Origin of the sequence: Shewanella livingstonensis (genome assembly GCF_003855395.1) — a bacterium.
GTDB lineage: Bacteria > Pseudomonadota > Gammaproteobacteria > Enterobacterales > Shewanellaceae > Shewanella > Shewanella livingstonensis.
In genome coordinates, this window is the sequence record NZ_CP034015.1 from 3,559,275 (window position 1) to 3,575,613 (window position 16,339).

Sequence of the window (16,339 nt, forward strand, 5' to 3'; positions counted from 1 at the left end):
TCCTTTAGATAGACAATGACTTAACGCGCTTACCACCCCAAACCGCATTCACGATTGAGCGTGTGCCAACAATGGCCGTAAACATCGAAGTCGCGATACCTATCATTAAGGTAACTGCAAAGCCTTTCACCGCACCAGTACCAACAGCAAACAAAATTAACGCTGTCATAAAGGTGGTGATGTTAGCATCAGCAATAGTAGAAAATGCATTACCATAACCTTCATGGATAGCTTGTTGCACACTGCGACCAGCTAATAACTCTTCACGAATACGTTCAAAAATCAGCACGTTTCCGTCGACAGCCATACCCACAGTTAATACCATGCCCGCAATACCAGGTAGGGTTAATACCGCACCAGGGATCATCGACATAACACCCACGACCATGATTAAATTAGCCATCAATGCTAAGTTGGCGATAAAGCCAAAAGCACGGTAGTAAACCATCATGAATACAAGTACAACAACCATGCCCCAAATCATAGCTTGAACACCATTTTCGATGTTTTCTTTACCTAGGCTTGGACCAATAGTTCTTTCTTCTACGATAGTCACAGGCGCAATCAACGCACCAGCACGAAGCAGTAACGCTAAGCTTTGTGCTTCAGTATGCTCAAGACCGGTAATCACAAAATTACGACCTAAACGCGCTTGAATGGTGGCAACTGAAATGACTTCTTCAATACGAGTCATTTTCACTGTGCCATCAGGATTACGTGTACCACTGTCTTTATATTCAATAAACAATGTTGCCATTGGTTTACCAATATTGTCTTTGGTGACGTTAGAGAAAATCGAGCCGCCTTTAGCATCAAGATTAATCGCTACCTGTGGTCGGCTGTATTCGTCAAAAGTCGGCTGCGCGCCAGTGATATGATCACCAGTTAACATCACTTCTTTCTTCAATACGGCAATGCCACCTTCACGACGTTGATATACTTCAGCACCAGCAGGAACACGGCCACTTGCAGCCGCACTTACGTCAGCTTTGTCGTCAACCATGCGAAATTCAATTGATGCTGTCGCACCTAAAATTTCTTTTGCACGAGCAGTATCTTGCACGCCTGGTAATTCAACGATAATGCGCTCTGCGCCTTGACGCTGTACAACTGGCTCTGCAACACCAAGCTCATTCACACGGTTACGAATAGTGGTAATGTTTTGCTGTAGTGCTTCTTCCTTAATTTGCTTAAGATAAGTATCACTCATAGTAGCAAGAAGCATAAACTCACTGCCGCTACTCGCATCAGTATACGTCATGTCATTGCTGCGAGTTTTTAAATAATTCTCAGCTTGATCAACCGTTTCAGCATCTCTAAACTTAATCGCAATCCCTTTTGGGGTTTTACGAATACCAGCGTAACGAATTTTCTCTTCACGAAGTTGGCTACGAAAATCAGCTATTTTAGCTTCTTCCATTTTACGGACAGCTTCGCCCATATCCACTTCCATTAAGAAGTGAACCCCACCACGTAAATCCAAACCTAGTTTCATCGGCGAACCACCAACAGCCTCAAGCCATTCAGGGGTTGCCGGTGCTAAGTTTAATGCAACGGTATATTTCTGGCCAAGCAGTTCAGCGATAGACTCTTTGGCTATCAGCTGTTGCTCAGGATTTTGCACGCGAACTAATAACTGACCATTTTCAAGCTCGGCACGCTTTACGGCAATACCCTGACCCTCTAATAAATCAACCACAGTCGTTTGTGTCGATGCAGTGACTTCAGCGCCACGAGTGGCGACAATCTGTACTGCATGATCTTCACCAAACAAATTTGGAATTGCATAAAAACTACCAATGGCGATGATAAGCATCACCATGATATTTTTCCACATTGGGTATTTATTTAACACACCATAGCCCTCTTGGCTTTATAACGACTGGATAGAACCTTTAGGCAATACCGCTGCGATATAATCCTTTTTAATCGTGATTTGGTTGTTATCATTAATGGCTAATAATACATAATCACTTTCTTCACCGATTTTGGTCACTTTACCAAGAATGCCACCACTGGTTAGCACTTCATCACCTTTTGAAATTGATGCCATTAGGTTTTTATGTTCTTTAACACGCTTAGACTGCGGACGAAAAATCATGAAGTAAAAAATTAATCCAAACATGACTAGCATGAAAATTAATTGCATGGTTTCGCCACCGGCTATTCCACTCATTGGGCTTGCATATGCATTTGAAATAAACATAGTTCTCTCTTCTTATTAGCTAAAATTAAACGATTAACTCAGGTACTTCGCGACCAAAACTGGTGTAGAACTCCTTAACAAAGGCGTCTAATGTACCTGTCTCAATTGCGCCACGCAAACCTTCCATCAACATTTGGTAATAACGTAAATTGTGGATGGTGTTTAAACGCGCACCTAAAATTTCATTACAACGATCTAAATGGTATAAATAAGCACGTGAATAGTTTTTACAAGTGTAACAATCACACTTAGGATCTAATGTTGCAGTGTCATCGCGGTGACGTGCATTACGGATTTTAATGACACCTTCACTGGTAAATAAATGACCATTACGAGCATTACGTGTTGGCATTACACAGTCAAACATATCAACGCCACGACGCACACCTTCGACTAAGTCTTCAGGTTTACCGACACCCATTAAATAACGTGGTTTATCAGCAGGGATTTGCGGGCAAACATGCTCTAAAATGCGGTGCATATCTGCTTTAGGTTCACCTACAGCCAAGCCACCTACGGCATAGCCATCAAAACCGATGTCTAATAACCCTTTTACACTCTCGTCACGTAAATCTTCAAATACGCCACCTTGAATAATACCAAACAAAGAGTTTGGGTTTTCTAAGCGATCAAACTCATCACGTGAGCGTTTTGCCCAACGCAGTGACATTTGCATCGACTTACGCGCTTCATCATGTGTTGCTGGATATGGTGTACATTCATCAAAAATCATCACCACGTCAGATCCTAAAGAATCCTGAATTTGCATAGACTTTTCTGGGTCTAAGAAAATCTTCTCGCCATTAATAGGTGAACGAAAATGTACACCCTCTTCAGTAATTTTACGGATATCACCCAAGCTGAATACTTGGAATCCACCCGAGTCAGTCAGAATTGGACGCTGCCAATTCATAAAGTCGTGCAAGTCACCATGCTTACGCATAATCTCTTCACCTGGACGTAACCATAAATGGAAGGTGTTGCCCAATAAAATATCGGCACCGGTAGCGCGCACTTCTTCAGGCGTCATACCTTTTACCGTACCGTAAGTTCCCACAGGCATAAATGCTGGTGTTTCTACGGTGCCGCGATCGAAAATAAGACGTCCGCGACGTGCTCGACCATCTGTTGTATCTAATTCAAATTTCATAAATCACCTTGCCAGATAAACAGTCTGACTCGTTTAGTTTCTATAGTAATGAGGGCAAATTTTAATGCTTCAAGGTTACTGACACATTAAATCAAAAAAACGCCCACTATTGTGGGCGTGTATTTTAAATCAAATTCGTTGCTTACGGGGCTTTTTTCGTCACAAACATCGCATCACCATAGCTAAAAAAGCGATATTTTTGCGTAATGGCATGTTGATAAGCATTCATCACTTCATCAAAACCGGCAAAAGCACTTAATAGCATGATTAATGTCGACTCTGGCAAATGAAAATTGGTGACCATCGAATCAACAATGTTAAATTGATAACCAGGGTATATAAAAATATCGGTATCACCACAGAAGGCTGTAAGTGGACCGTCACCACTGGCTCGCGCTGCACTTTCAAGTGAACGTACTGAGGTAGTACCAACAGCAACCACACGATGGCCGTTGGCTTTCGTTTGTGCAATAAGGTCAACGACATCTTGCCCAACGTTAGCCCATTCTGAATGCATCTTGTGTTCAAGAATATTATCGACCCGTACTGGCTGGAATGTACCCGCGCCAACATGCAAGGTCACAAAGGCAATATTAACGCCTTTAGCTTTTAATTCAGCCAGCATGGCATCATCAAAGTGTAAGCCTGCTGTAGGTGCTGCTACGGCACCTGGTGTTTGATTATACACCGTTTGATAACGCTCTTTATCAGCATCTTCATCTGGACGGTCGATGTAAGGCGGCAGCGGCATATGGCCGACATCTTCAAGCACTTCTAAAATAGTTTTATCTGACAGTAACTCAAGTTCAAACAAGGCATCATGACGGAGTAGCATTTTCATTTGATAGCCGCCATCTAAGTCGATAAGCGTATCCACTTTAGGCGATTTTGAACTGCGAACGTGGGCTAAAATACGTTTATCGTCCAGCATACGCTCTACGAGAATTTCAAGTTTGCCACCAGTGGATTTTTGACCAAATAAACGCGCTGGTATGACTCGAGTGTTATTAAACACCATCAAGTCACCAGGATTGATCATATTAAGTAAATCAGTAAATTTTTTATCGGCAAGCTGACCGTTTTCGCCACTTAATGTGAGTAAACGCGAAGCATTGCGTTGTGCTGTCGGATAGCGAGCAATCAGCTCATCTGGTAGGTCGAATGAAAAATCTGCAACGCGCATAGTATAATCTCAACAGTAAAAACGGCCGCTAGTCTATGGCGAGCGCAAGTTAAGATCAAGTTTACAGATTATTTTGTCGACTTTTGATCAAGAGTTTCAGTGTCAATATCATCCAAATCTATCGAATTGGGCTTAGCAGCATCGAAGGTTTGATTCGATTTGTATGAATGCTCTTCATAGCGCATGTCGATGTGGACTTTATGTCTCTTTAACGCGGTAGGCCTACCCAATAACTTTTTAACCCAATCTTTCATCCTTGATCCTTAAAGTTAAGTTGATTCCCTTTCACAGCACTCACCATCTATCTATAACAACAATTGATGCTCAATACTCAATGACATTTGTCTATAAAACGTTATGATTAACGCCTCATCCTTGTCATCTTGTAACGCTTTGTTACAAACGGCTTGTATCATACTGTAAAACAATAAAATTAGAAGTACAATTTATGAACTTTTTAGCTCACTTACATTTAGCCGACATCAGCGATACTCACCTAGTAGCTAATTTGTCCGGTGATTTCGCAAAAGGTAACATAGCTCAGCATCCAAAACATCTGCAGCAAGGCATATGGCTCCATCGTCAAATAGACCAAATTACTGACAGTCATGAAGTTATTATCGATTTACTCAAGCTGTTCCCAAAAACCTCACGCCGCGTGGCGCCAATACTCATCGACCTTGTATTTGATCATTACCTCGCATTTTACTGGGAAGAGTATCATCACCAACCATTAGATGAATTTTGCCAAAAAGCATACCGCCAGCTAAGTACCACACTTGAAATACCTCCGACGTTACAGGCCATTGCGCCACAAATTATCGAGCAAGATTGGTTAAGTAGTTACCAAACAAGGCAAGGATTAGATTTAGCGATTAAAGGCGTGAGTCGTCGATTATCAAAACCAGAACTGTTTGATCATGCGATTAAAGATATTGATAAAATTTATGTTGATATTGAAATTGCATTTAGAGTTTTTTATCCACAACTAATGGCCTATAGCAGAATTTACAGTCGTAAAACTCCGGCTGAATATTTGCCATGAAAGTGATTAATAAAAGGGTTAATTAAGTATGCCTCCATGGTTAATTAACCTAGAGATCACTCTCAAATCCAGACGGTTTTGGCTTACTAGTCTTCGCGATATCATACTCATTGGAGCAGTATTATTTATTATTGCCAGTTACTTGCAACGAGATATGCAAACCGGTATCGCCCCCCCCATTACAGCAAACACGATAACCAATAAGTCCATATCATTATTTACCCCAGCATCTACTGAGATGGAACAGCTATCAGAATCACTGAGTACCGGTAACAAACCCACCTTGATCTATTTTTGGGGAACCTGGTGCCCTGTATGCAAAATCACCTCGCCTATGGTGAACTCAGTCAGCTCAAATAAAGATTATCATGTGATTTCTATTGCGGTAGCCTCTGGTACTGATAGTGACGTCAATATCTTTATGCAACAGCAGGACTATCATTTTGAGGTGATTAATCAACAAAGCCAAACTCAGGTAATGTCATTAAGCCAACAATGGGGCGCAATGGCTTTACCCGCTATTTATATCGTTGATGCTGATAATAACATTCGCTTTGTTACCTCGGGAGTAACCAGCAGTTGGGGAATGTCTTTACGTTTGTGGCTGGCGGCATGGTAAGTAAGTCGTCGTTAATCGATTCGAGTAAACTGGATAATTGATTTTTTGTTCTGAGTAAAACTTTGTTACTATTCGGGCCATAAGTGCACATGGCATGAATATTCATAATATGAGTATTCACCGAACTAATTTTCGCAACATCAATAGCTGAATTAGACTCAATCAGAGAGAACAATTAATAATGCACATCTTTACTTATCAACCGCCATCCATTCCGTGGTTAGACATACGCTATAAAGACCGTGATATTATCGTTATCAATAAACCTTCAGGCCTATTATCAAATCCAGGACGTTCACCAGACACACACGATACGGCCATAACCCGCTTACAACGATGCTACCCTGAAGCCATTTTGATTCACCGTTTAGATTGCGACACCTCAGGCATTATGATTTTTGCGCGAACTAAAAAAGCTGAATCACATTTAAAAATTCAATTTCAAAATCGCCAAGCCAAAAAAGTGTATATTGCCGAAGTCATTGGCCACGTCAATGAACAACAAGGTAAAGTAAATTTTGCGATGGGGCCGAACCCTGATTCAGCGCCATTCCAAATGCTGACAGACTCAGGTAAGGCAGCGTTAACCTATTTTCAAGTACTTGAACACAGAGCACGATCAACGCTGATGGAGCTAAAACCTCACACGGGTCGTACTCATCAGCTTAGGGTTCATATGCTGTCGCTTGGCCATGCCATTTTAGGCGATGAATTTTATGGCGATATTGAAACAGTTAATGCCAGTAAACGGTTAAACCTACATGCACAATCACTCACAATTACCCATCCTTATAGCCAAATTGAGATGACATTTTTTAGTCCGCATCCATTTTAAAACCTTAACAATTCAAACGAAAAAAATGCCGACACAATCACTCGTGTCGGCATTTATCTATAAGTAATTCGTCACTAAATTAACTAGCTTTAGCAGCATCTTTCGCTTCAGCGGCTTCACACGCTGCAGCAGTAAAGATCACATCGGTAGAGCTATTCAATGCTGTTTCGGCTGAATCTTGGATAACACCAATAATAAAACCAACAGCCACAACTTGCATAGCAACATCATTAGAAATACCAAACAAACTACACGCTAATGGAATTAACAATAGTGAACCACCGGCAACACCTGATGCACCACAAGCTGAAACCGACGCGACCACACTTAATAGCAATGCCGTCATAAAGTCGACTTGAATACCCAAAGTATGTGCTGCCGCTAAGGTTAACACCGTGATGGTAATGGCTGCACCGCCCATATTAATGGTAGCGCCTAACGGAATCGACACAGAATAGGTGTCTTTATGTAATTTAAGTTCTTCACATAAAGCCATATTTACCGGGATATTGGCTGCGCTTGAACGGGTGAAAAATGCCGTAACACCACTTTCACGTAAGCATTTAAACACTAATGGATAAGGATTCCGTTTAATTTTGACATATACGATAATAGGGTTAATGACTAAAGCAATAAACAGCATTGAACCCACTAGCACCATTAATAATTGACCATAACCCGCTATTGCTTCAAAACCTGTTTCAGCAAAGGTAGCAGCGACTAAACCAAAAATACCAATCGGTGCTAAACGAATCACAAAGCGGACAATATTTGATACTGCATCACTGATATCTGCGAGCATACGCTTGGTACTATCACTAGCATGATGCATGGTTATCCCTAAGCCGGCACCCCACACTAAAATACCAATATAATTACCGGTTAATAATGCATTAACTGGATTATCGACAACTTTAAATAATAACGTATTGATCACTTCACCAATGCCTTGAGGAGGATTTGAGCCTTCAATGCCTGCGGTTAAGAGTAAAGTGGTTGGAAAAGCGAAACTGAATAATACTGCGGTTAATGCTGCTGCAAAAGTTCCTAGCAGATACAATCCAATAATAGGACGCATATTGGTTTGGCTATTTTTCTTTTGATTAGCAATCGATGATGCCACCAAAACAAAAACCAGAATTGGCGCAATCGCTTTCAGTGCTGACACAAAAAGTGATCCCAAAAAAGCCACACTATTGGCACCCGTTGTTGAAATACTTGCCAGAATCACGCCCAAAATGATCCCGCTGATAATTTGTAGCACAAGGCTACCGTTAGCGATTCGAGCTAACAGTGATATTTTTTGATTCATTGCTTAACCTTTGATTATTATATTTATGGCTTTTTATGATCAAGATTTTGCGTATCTTTAGAAAAGGAAGAATGACAATGATGGTCATATCAATATCGTTATCACCACACAACTTATAGCGATATAACTCCTGTTACGATATTGATTCAATCATCGATAATATCAATGCTATTACTGAAAACACTCTGCGGTTTTACTTATTGATGTACCATTAACTCAACACACTCAATTAGCATACTTCAATCAATCCGTTTTCAGGGGTAGCACTCCCTCATTAAAGTTAAGCATCACCTTATGAACAGCGAATATACTGAACACTGTAAAAGTCTTATAGCTATATATCAGGATGGCGTGTAATAAGTCTAGTGTTGATACCAAATGAGTAAAAAAATTCAATCTTAGTTCATAAAGAAAGCATTAATTTGACGCTTACGGATAACTTGCTGCTAAATTGTTAATCATGTTATCAGCTAAAAAATGCAAAAAACAAACTGATTATGTCTCATTAAGCAGGCTGTAATGCCTGAGCGCCTCTAAGCATAGCCTCAATCAATTCTTTAGCATCAAACTTTGTTAATGCCTCATTTGCACCAACTTGTTTCGCTTGGCTTACACTAATTTCGCTCGATAATGAGGTATGTAAGATAATATATGCATGTTCAATTTCTGGATTATTTTTAACCTCAAAGGCTAGTTCATATCCATCAAGCCCTGGCATTTCAATATCGCTAACCAGTAAGTCAATGGGCTTTCGTTCTGCTGCGGCTTGTTGCATCATCTGCAGTGCATCACGTCCATCTGCTGTCACTTGATAGGCAATATTAATTGAGTCTAGTGCATCGGATAATTGCTTACGAGCCACTTTTGAATCATCCACCAACAAAATACGTAATGGTGTTAACTTTTCACGTTGAACATCGGTTAATATTGCTCGATTATTAATCGGGTCGTCAGGGAATATTTTCGATAACAATAATTCGACATCTAATAATTGGACTAATTTATCATCAAAACGAGTCACCCCCGTTAAAAAGGCATCTCTGCCTAAGTTACCAGAAGGTGCTTCGATATTACGCCAATTACACTCAATGATTTTATCAATTGCACGCACCAGAAAACCAATCACCATCCGCTGACAATCAGTAATAATGATATAGCAATCTTTACGCTCTGATTCACTAACAGGTTTATAGCCAATAGCGGCAGCCATATCAATAACCGGAATGGTCATACCGCGAATAGTCGCCGCGCCTAGGATGGCCGAGTGAGAGTGAGGGATTTTGGTTAAAGGAGTAAACGGCACGAGTTCACGAATTTTTAAAGTACCTAAAGCAAACAGTTGTGTTTGGTTTAACTTAAAAAGCAGTAAACCTTGCGATTGATTCGCTTTGCTCGTTTTCGGACTCATTATTATCCCTTCATCTGAAGACTGAAATCAACGCCACTATAACATTTATCGGCAGTAAACCGACTAGCTTTAATGGTCTATTTTACTTGTAAACAGCATTGTAAATCACAAAATCAGCCATTCATCTGATGATAACCAATGCATGCGGTGTACTCATTTTAACTAGGCTTCAATCAACTATACTTGATATGTAAACATTGGCAATGAATTGCTAACAACTTGAAAAACAAACATTTATCGGTTATTACCACTAACAAGTTGGATCAATTATGTTTACGATTAAATCAGTAGATAAGCATCGAGAGAAATAACACTAAATCAAATAATTAAATAATTAAATACCAAGCGAACAAAAGCATTATAGACAGTTCCAGACAAAATGACCCAGAATAGCAAATGTATGTTTTCTAAAACAACAAAGGGAAACAATGATGATTAAATCAGTTATTGATCTAATCTATTGTTTCCCTAATATGATGATACCTAAAAATTTAACTCAATCAGTTTGAAGCAGATTGCAGCTCATAAAGCACATCATAAACAAACTGATCCCAACCTTCAGCATCAAACGCTAAACCACTGGCATTACGAACCTGGCTAACAGCATGCAAAGGTGCTGCACCATTTTCCATCATATAATAAGCCATCACCATTTCAGTACGATTAATACCTGAACGACAATGAAGTAATACTGGTTTGTGCTCACTTTCACACTCACGAATGAATGCTAATACCTGAGGCAATATTTCAGCACAAATGGCTAAATCATGTGGTTTGGGTGGAATATTATCAGGCAAATTGAATACTTTATGACGAAGGCCTAATTTAGCTATCGCATCAGTATCACAACCTTCACCATTATTTAAAGATGCGATTGCACCAAAACCAGCTTGTTTTAACTCAGCTAAGTCCCATGCATCTTTGTTTGGACCACTGCGTCCTGCGATTTGCCCATCAACTAACCAAAAAATATGTTTCATATTACCTACTACTAATCTGGTTTTTTAGCCCAAATATCAACATTAACTGAGGACAACTTTTTACGCTTTTTCTTACCGCTACCTTCAGGCTTCGCCATTGGCTTAGGTTGTTCCAGTACGCTTTCAGGCACTACATCATCAGCCTCAAATCCGTTAACGTGTTCACGTTCAAGACGAATTTGATTCTTTTTCTCGATAACTGAGAAGTGATGATACTCATCATGCGACAACAAGGTCAATGCTAAACCGACCTCTCCAGCTCGTCCACTACGACCAATTCGATGCATATAATCTGCTGGGCTGCGCGGTAAGTCAAAATTAATTACCACGGGTAACTTTTCAATATCAAGACCACGAGCAGCAATGTCTGTTGCGATGAGCACTTGAATCTCGCCAGCTTTAAAACCTTCCAATACGCGACTTCGCGCACCCTGAGCTTTATCACCATGAAAGACTTCTGCAGTGATACCACGTTTAGCTAATTTTTGAGCTAAATGATTACAACTATTTTTAGCACCTACAAAAATTAGCACTTGGCGCCATTGATGCTGTTGGAGTAAATGAGCGAGTAATGCGGTCTTTTTTTCACGATTAACCGTCATGACGCGCTGCACTAAGGTGCTGGTTTCAGCACTTTGTAATTGTATTTCTAGAGGATCGACTAACAAGGCTTGCGTTAATTGACGAACTTCATCAGGAAAAGTGGCCGAAAATAATAACGTCTGTTTCTTCTTCGGCAGTAAATTAAGTACTTGAGTTAACTCTTCAGTAAAACCAAGGCTTAACATACGGTCTGCTTCATCAAGCACTAACGTTGATACTTGTGATAGTTTTAGTGCATTGGAGGACACTAAATCGAGCAAACGACCTGGTGTTGCCACAACAACATCTGCGCCACCACGTAATGCTAACATCTGAGTATTAACAGATACACCGCCAAATGCAGCAACCACTTTAATGTCACCATTTAAGTGAACGGCATAGGATTTAAAGCTATCTGCAACTTGTTTAGCTAACTCTCGTGTAGGCACTAACACTAACGCACTAACAAAATTCCCCTTCGAAGATGCTGCACGACGACTTACTAATTGATGTAATATCGGTAGTGCAAAAGCCGCCGTTTTACCTGAACCGGTATTGGCACCTGCCAGTAAGTCTTTACCCGTTAGCGTGCTAGGAATAGTTTCAGCTTGAATAGGTGTAGGCTGAAGGTGATTGAGCTCAGCTAATCTTGCCAACAATGGAGCATGTAGGCCAAATTCAGCAAAAGTCGTGGCTAAAGAAGCTTGGGTCATGTATCAAATATGCTCAAAAAAATGGATATCAATCGCGCATTTTAACGTACTTTACCTTGTCAGTCAGATAAATTAACGAATTTGTTCGATCCCTTCTAAGTCTAGTAGCCACTGCTTCATACCGAGCCCATAAGCATAACCGGTTAACTTACCGCCTTTACCTATCACCCGATGACAAGGAACGATAATGGCAATTGGGTTTGCACCATTTGCAGCCCCAACAGCCCTGACAGCTTTAGGTCGCCCAATAGTATTGGCTATATCACTGTAACTGCAGCGCTGGCCGAATGTTAATTGACTCAGAGCATGCCAAACCTCATGTTGAAAAACAGTCCCCTTAGGCGCAAGAGGAACACTAAAATACTGCCTTTGATTATCGAAGTACTCTGTTAATTGCATGACTGCTGTATCAATGTGCTGTTGGGCTTGTACCAATAAATCCTGAGTCGTCTCAGTCGTGCTTGGTTGGAGTCTAAACTGAGTTTGAATCTCTACAAGCGAGCTCGTTTGGGTAAGGTCTTCAACTTGCAGATGGGTTAATCCATGCTCAGATGCTTTAAGCGAGAGTAAACCAACAGGACTTGTGATTAAGGCATGGCACTTGGGCGAAGTAAAATGGGTCATAATATTATCCGTTTTTTGCAGCAACAGGATCGTTATCCCAAAGCTGGAAGGTTAAGTAGCTGCCCCAGGGTGATGCTTGTTTTGCAATATCGGCAGCAATACTGAGATATAGTTTAGCTGCTTCAATCGGTTTGCCTGCTTGGGCATGTAACGCATAAAGGCGATTTTTAATCACTAAGTCTGAAATTAAAAACACATCAGGATCACTCAAACCTCGCATCTTAGCGTAAGCCACAGTCCATGGACCAATACCTTTTACCTCAAGCCAATCATCAGGCATTGAATCTGGATACTGAAGCACAAATTGCCCCAAAGCATTTAATGCTAATTTTCGAGCTCCTGGCATGTTAAGTTCATCTAATGAAGCGTTAGCAATAGCTTGTGCCGTCGGAAATAACTGCCAAGTCTTACCATCGATGAACAGCGTTTCACCATAAGATTCAACCAATAAATTTAATAATTTAGTGGCTTGCACTACACTGACTTGTTGCCCTAATACGGCACGGCAAGCGGCCTCAAAAACGCTGCCAGCCGCTGGTATACGTAAACCACTATCAATTTTGGCGCCTAATTTAATGATGGGAGATAAAGCTTGCTGAATGACTTCCATGTCAGCATCTAAATCAAACATACGCCGTAATTGCAGAGCAATATAATGCAAGGACTTAATATCATTAACATCAGCTAAGTAAATACTCACATCAAGCTGGGGCTTATGGGCATTTGGTGAAATGTAAAAAATGCCTTCTACACCATTAAATGAAAAGGTTCGGCCATAACGTCCCGAAATATCATCAATGACCTCCATATTATCAACTTGACGAAAGGCATAAAAAGCCAACATCTTCGCCCAATTGAAGGGAGGACGGTAAGATAATGCTAATGTTATTGGTTTAATATCTGTACTCACTTGGTTATCTTTATAAGGATGAGTTACATCAGTTGAATGTCGGCTTTTTTGGCGTAAATCGCTAGGTGTTAACAATAGTTCTTGCTTAAAAATTTCATTAAACCGCCTGATACTATTAAAGCCAGCAGCCATGGCGACCTCAGTCATTGATAATTGTGTTTGGTGTAATAACTGCTTAGCAAACATCAATTGCTGATATAACGCAAAACGTTTAGGCGAAGTTCCCAAAACTTGGTTAAAAAGTTTATTTAAATAACGACTGGTAATGCCTAACTTATCAGCTAATTTGACGATCGTTCCTGCATCTTCACCATTTAAAAAGCCTTGCTCAATTAACGTGATAGCTCGCATTAACGTTGTTTGAGTACCTAGCCATGCAAATGAACTTGGCGCACTATCTGGCCGACATCGAAGACAAGGCCTAAGCCCTGCATTAGCCGCTTTTATAGCAGAGTCAAAGTAACGAACATTTTTCTCATGAGGTGCCGGTGCTGGACAAATTGAGCGACAATAGATACCCGTGGTGAGTACTCCGGTAAAAAATTGCCCATCAAAGCGAGCATCACGACTAAGCCTTGCTTGCTGGCAGATCTGGGCAGTAATATTGCAATCGCTGTAAATCTGGACCATTCGTTTATTTAGCCTTGTATCACTCAATGGAAAACTGAACTATTTTCTGCTTATAGCGTATTTAAAGGATTACTTTACCGAAATACAACCACCACGACTAGCGGAAAACGGAACTCAATCGTTTCGTACATGGTAACAATTTAACCGATTACATTTGGTAAATTTACGTTATCCTAGTCAACAGAATTTCCACCATGACGTTAGAGCATTAGATGTTTAAATTTTTTGAATCGTTAACCCAAGCACTACCACAAGAAGAACCCACTCAGCCGCCCAATACCTTGTATGCATTTTGCCGCCATTATACTCGTGGATTTGGTTTACCTTTGATAATCATGTCGGTACTTACGGCTGTTCTCGCTATGCTGGAGGTATCACTTTTTGGCTTTATGGGCAAATTAGTCGATTGGTTAGTGACCAAAAATCCACAAACATTGTGGCAAGATGAAAGCACAACGTTAATTACCATGTCGGTCGTTGTGTTAGTAGTCATCCCGGTCATTGTCTGGTTGCATGCATCTATTGTGCATCAAACGTTATTGGGTAATTACCCAATGGCCATTCGTTGGCAAGCACATCGTTATTTGCTCAAACAAAGTATTTCATTCTATCAAGATGACTTTGCTGGACGAATAGCCACAAAGGTAATGCAAACTTCGCTGGCGGTACGTGAAACTGTGATGAAGTTACTGGATGTACTGATGTATATTTTAGTGTATTTCACCTCCATGTTAGTAATGATTGCCGCTGCGGATCTCCGTTTAATGTTACCCATGTTGGTATGGTTGGCTGCTTACGTGTTAATTCAGTGGAAGTTAGTACCAAAGTTAAAAGCAATATCGACGGAGCAAGCTGATGCACGTTCGACTATGACGGGCCGTATCGTCGACAGTTATACCAATATATCAACCGTCAAGCTTTTCTCACATACCACCCAAGAAGCTGACTACGCCCAAGATAGTATGACGCGTTTTTTAAAAACCGTTTACGGCCAAATGCGTCTGGTAACGATCATTAATGTTTTGGTACAAATCATCAATTACATTTTAGCGTTTACCATCGCAGCGGTGTCTATTTGGTTATGGGCCGATAATGCGATTACGGTCGGTGCGATTGCAATTGCTGTGAGTTTAGCCTTACGTTTAAATGGTATGTCACAATGGATTATGTGGGAAATTAGCTCATTATTTGAAAATATTGGTACTGTTACTGATGGAATGAATACCTTATCTAAACCGATTGCTATTCAAGATATACCCAACGCTAAAGACATTGTTGTTGACCAGGGGAAAATCGATTTTAATCAAGTTTGCTTTCACTACGGTGAAAAAACTGGGGTTATTGAACAATTAAACCTCAACATTAAAGCCGGTGAAAAAGTCGGTCTAGTCGGACGCTCTGGTGCAGGGAAATCGACATTAGTAAACTTACTAATGCGTTTTCATGATGTTGAGAAAGGTCAAATACTCATTGATAATCAACCAATAACTGATATTACCCAAGACTCATTGCGGGCAAATATTGGTATGGTGACTCAGGATACGTCGTTATTACACCGTTCGATCCGTGAAAACATTCTGTATGGTGATCCACATGCCAGTAATGAAAAATTAATGGCGGCGATAACTCAAGCACAAGCTGCAGAGTTTATTGACAATTTAACGGATCCCTTTGGCAACAAAGGCCTTGATGCTCAAGTCGGCGAACGCGGAGTTAAGCTCTCTGGTGGCCAACGTCAACGCATCGCCATTGCGCGAGTGTTATTGAAAAATGCGCCCATTTTATTACTCGATGAAGCAACGTCAGCTCTTGACTCAGAAGTTGAAGCTGCCATTCAAGAATCATTCTATGAATTAATGGAAGGTAAAACAGTGATAGCAATAGCCCATCGCCTTTCGACGATAGCCGCAATGGATAGGCTTATTGTATTAGATAAAGGTTGTGTTGTTGAACAAGGAACCCATCAAGAACTGATTAATGCAAATGGCATTTACGCACAATTATGGGCTCACCAAACCGGTGGTTTTTTGGGTTTAGATTAACAGCAAGCGTAGCTAATTTAAACTAACGTACACAAACAGATGCCACTCACACAATGAGTGGTTTTTTTTTGCGGTGTGCAGAAATCATAGGATGCAACAC

The 16,339-nt window shown here is 40.6% G+C and carries 15 protein-coding genes; 4 read left to right on the forward strand and 11 right to left on the reverse strand.

The genetic code is table 11. The features are described from left to right. Positions 1-4: 4 nt before the first annotated feature. From secD to EGC82_RS15350, 5 genes are all read right to left on the reverse strand, one after another. On the reverse strand, positions 5-1,855 hold the full coding sequence (gene secD, locus EGC82_RS15330; RefSeq protein ID WP_124731535.1) for a protein translocase subunit SecD: 1,851 nt from the start codon (positions 1,853-1,855) through the stop codon (positions 5-7). An 18-nt stretch (positions 1,856-1,873) separates the two neighbouring features. Beyond that, positions 1,874-2,206: a preprotein translocase subunit YajC gene (gene yajC / locus EGC82_RS15335; protein WP_124731536.1), complete on the reverse strand. Its 333-nt coding sequence runs from the start codon at positions 2,204-2,206 to the stop codon at positions 1,874-1,876. A 25-nt stretch (positions 2,207-2,231) separates the two neighbouring features. After that, a complete protein-coding gene (gene tgt, locus EGC82_RS15340; RefSeq protein WP_011638151.1) occupies positions 2,232-3,356 on the reverse strand; it encodes a tRNA guanosine(34) transglycosylase Tgt in 1,125 nt (374 codons plus the stop codon). A gap of 142 nt (positions 3,357-3,498) precedes the next feature. Continuing rightward, positions 3,499-4,539, reverse strand: coding sequence for a tRNA preQ1(34) S-adenosylmethionine ribosyltransferase-isomerase QueA (queA, locus tag EGC82_RS15345; RefSeq protein ID WP_124731537.1), 1,041 nt, complete (start codon positions 4,537-4,539; stop codon positions 3,499-3,501). 68 nt (positions 4,540-4,607) lie between these two features. Further along, positions 4,608-4,793 (reverse strand): hypothetical protein, encoded by a 186-nt coding sequence (locus EGC82_RS15350; RefSeq protein ID WP_124731538.1) that lies wholly within the window; start codon positions 4,791-4,793, stop codon positions 4,608-4,610. Positions 4,794-4,987: 194 nt separating this feature from the next. On the opposite strand from EGC82_RS15350, the gene EGC82_RS15355 reads away from it, so the two are divergent. From EGC82_RS15355 to EGC82_RS15365, 3 genes are all read left to right on the forward strand, one after another. Then, positions 4,988-5,584, forward strand: coding sequence for an acyl carrier protein phosphodiesterase (locus EGC82_RS15355; RefSeq protein WP_124731539.1), 597 nt, complete (start codon positions 4,988-4,990; stop codon positions 5,582-5,584). A gap of 28 nt (positions 5,585-5,612) precedes the next feature. Next, positions 5,613-6,203 (forward strand): protein disulfide oxidoreductase, encoded by a 591-nt coding sequence (locus tag EGC82_RS15360; RefSeq protein ID WP_124731540.1) that lies wholly within the window; start codon positions 5,613-5,615, stop codon positions 6,201-6,203. Positions 6,204-6,384: 181 nt separating this feature from the next. Beyond that, the gene (locus EGC82_RS15365; RefSeq protein WP_124731541.1) at positions 6,385-7,038 is read left to right on the forward strand and encodes an RluA family pseudouridine synthase; all 654 of its coding nucleotides are present in this window, start codon (positions 6,385-6,387) and stop codon (positions 7,036-7,038) included. A gap of 79 nt (positions 7,039-7,117) precedes the next feature. Here EGC82_RS15365 and sstT read toward each other — a convergent pair whose 3' ends face one another. From sstT to EGC82_RS15395, 6 genes are all read right to left on the reverse strand, one after another. After that, positions 7,118-8,350, reverse strand: coding sequence for a serine/threonine transporter SstT (gene sstT / locus EGC82_RS15370; protein ID WP_124731542.1), 1,233 nt, complete (start codon positions 8,348-8,350; stop codon positions 7,118-7,120). A 505-nt stretch (positions 8,351-8,855) separates the two neighbouring features. Continuing rightward, positions 8,856-9,758 (reverse strand): chemotaxis protein CheV, encoded by a 903-nt coding sequence (locus EGC82_RS15375; RefSeq protein WP_124731543.1) that lies wholly within the window; start codon positions 9,756-9,758, stop codon positions 8,856-8,858. 500 nt (positions 9,759-10,258) lie between these two features. After that, on the reverse strand, positions 10,259-10,738 hold the full coding sequence (locus tag EGC82_RS15380; protein ID WP_124731544.1) for a protein-tyrosine phosphatase family protein: 480 nt from the start codon (positions 10,736-10,738) through the stop codon (positions 10,259-10,261). 11 nt (positions 10,739-10,749) lie between these two features. Further along, positions 10,750-12,033 (reverse strand): DEAD/DEAH box helicase, encoded by a 1,284-nt coding sequence (locus EGC82_RS15385; protein ID WP_124731545.1) that lies wholly within the window; start codon positions 12,031-12,033, stop codon positions 10,750-10,752. Positions 12,034-12,105: 72 nt separating this feature from the next. Next, a complete protein-coding gene (locus EGC82_RS15390; protein WP_124731546.1) occupies positions 12,106-12,657 on the reverse strand; it encodes a methylated-DNA--[protein]-cysteine S-methyltransferase in 552 nt (183 codons plus the stop codon). Between the two features lie 4 nt (positions 12,658-12,661). Continuing rightward, positions 12,662-14,197, reverse strand: coding sequence for an AlkA N-terminal domain-containing protein (locus EGC82_RS15395; protein WP_124731547.1), 1,536 nt, complete (start codon positions 14,195-14,197; stop codon positions 12,662-12,664). A 212-nt stretch (positions 14,198-14,409) separates the two neighbouring features. Here EGC82_RS15395 and EGC82_RS15400 point away from each other — a divergent pair, with 212 nt between their 5' ends. Further along, a complete protein-coding gene (locus EGC82_RS15400) occupies positions 14,410-16,239 on the forward strand; it encodes an ABC transporter ATP-binding protein (protein WP_124731548.1) in 1,830 nt (609 codons plus the stop codon). Positions 16,240-16,339: the final 100 nt, after the last annotated feature.

Excerpts from the sequence above, each read along its gene's own strand:
- yajC (WP_124731536.1), bottom strand. The coding sequence starts at position 2,206 with ATGTTTATTTCAAATGCATATGCAAGCCCAATGAGTGGAATAGCCGGT.
- tgt (WP_011638151.1), bottom strand. The coding sequence starts at position 3,356 with ATGAAATTTGAATTAGATACAACAGATGGTCGAGCACGTCGCGGACGT.
- queA (WP_124731537.1), bottom strand. The coding sequence starts at position 4,539 with ATGCGCGTTGCAGATTTTTCATTCGACCTACCAGATGAGCTGATTGCT.
- EGC82_RS15350 (WP_124731538.1), bottom strand. The coding sequence starts at position 4,793 with ATGAAAGATTGGGTTAAAAAGTTATTGGGTAGGCCTACCGCGTTAAAG.
- EGC82_RS15355 (WP_124731539.1), top strand. The coding sequence starts at position 4,988 with ATGAACTTTTTAGCTCACTTACATTTAGCCGACATCAGCGATACTCAC.
- EGC82_RS15360 (WP_124731540.1), top strand. The coding sequence starts at position 5,613 with ATGCCTCCATGGTTAATTAACCTAGAGATCACTCTCAAATCCAGACGG.
- EGC82_RS15365 (WP_124731541.1), top strand. The coding sequence starts at position 6,385 with ATGCACATCTTTACTTATCAACCGCCATCCATTCCGTGGTTAGACATA.
- sstT (WP_124731542.1), bottom strand. The coding sequence starts at position 8,350 with ATGAATCAAAAAATATCACTGTTAGCTCGAATCGCTAACGGTAGCCTT.
- EGC82_RS15375 (WP_124731543.1), bottom strand. The coding sequence starts at position 9,758 with ATGAGTCCGAAAACGAGCAAAGCGAATCAATCGCAAGGTTTACTGCTT.
- EGC82_RS15380 (WP_124731544.1), bottom strand. The coding sequence starts at position 10,738 with ATGAAACATATTTTTTGGTTAGTTGATGGGCAAATCGCAGGACGCAGT.
- EGC82_RS15385 (WP_124731545.1), bottom strand. The coding sequence starts at position 12,033 with ATGACCCAAGCTTCTTTAGCCACGACTTTTGCTGAATTTGGCCTACAT.
- EGC82_RS15390 (WP_124731546.1), bottom strand. The coding sequence starts at position 12,657 with ATGACCCATTTTACTTCGCCCAAGTGCCATGCCTTAATCACAAGTCCT.
- EGC82_RS15395 (WP_124731547.1), bottom strand. The coding sequence starts at position 14,197 with ATGGTCCAGATTTACAGCGATTGCAATATTACTGCCCAGATCTGCCAG.
- EGC82_RS15400 (WP_124731548.1), top strand. The coding sequence starts at position 14,410 with ATGTTTAAATTTTTTGAATCGTTAACCCAAGCACTACCACAAGAAGAA.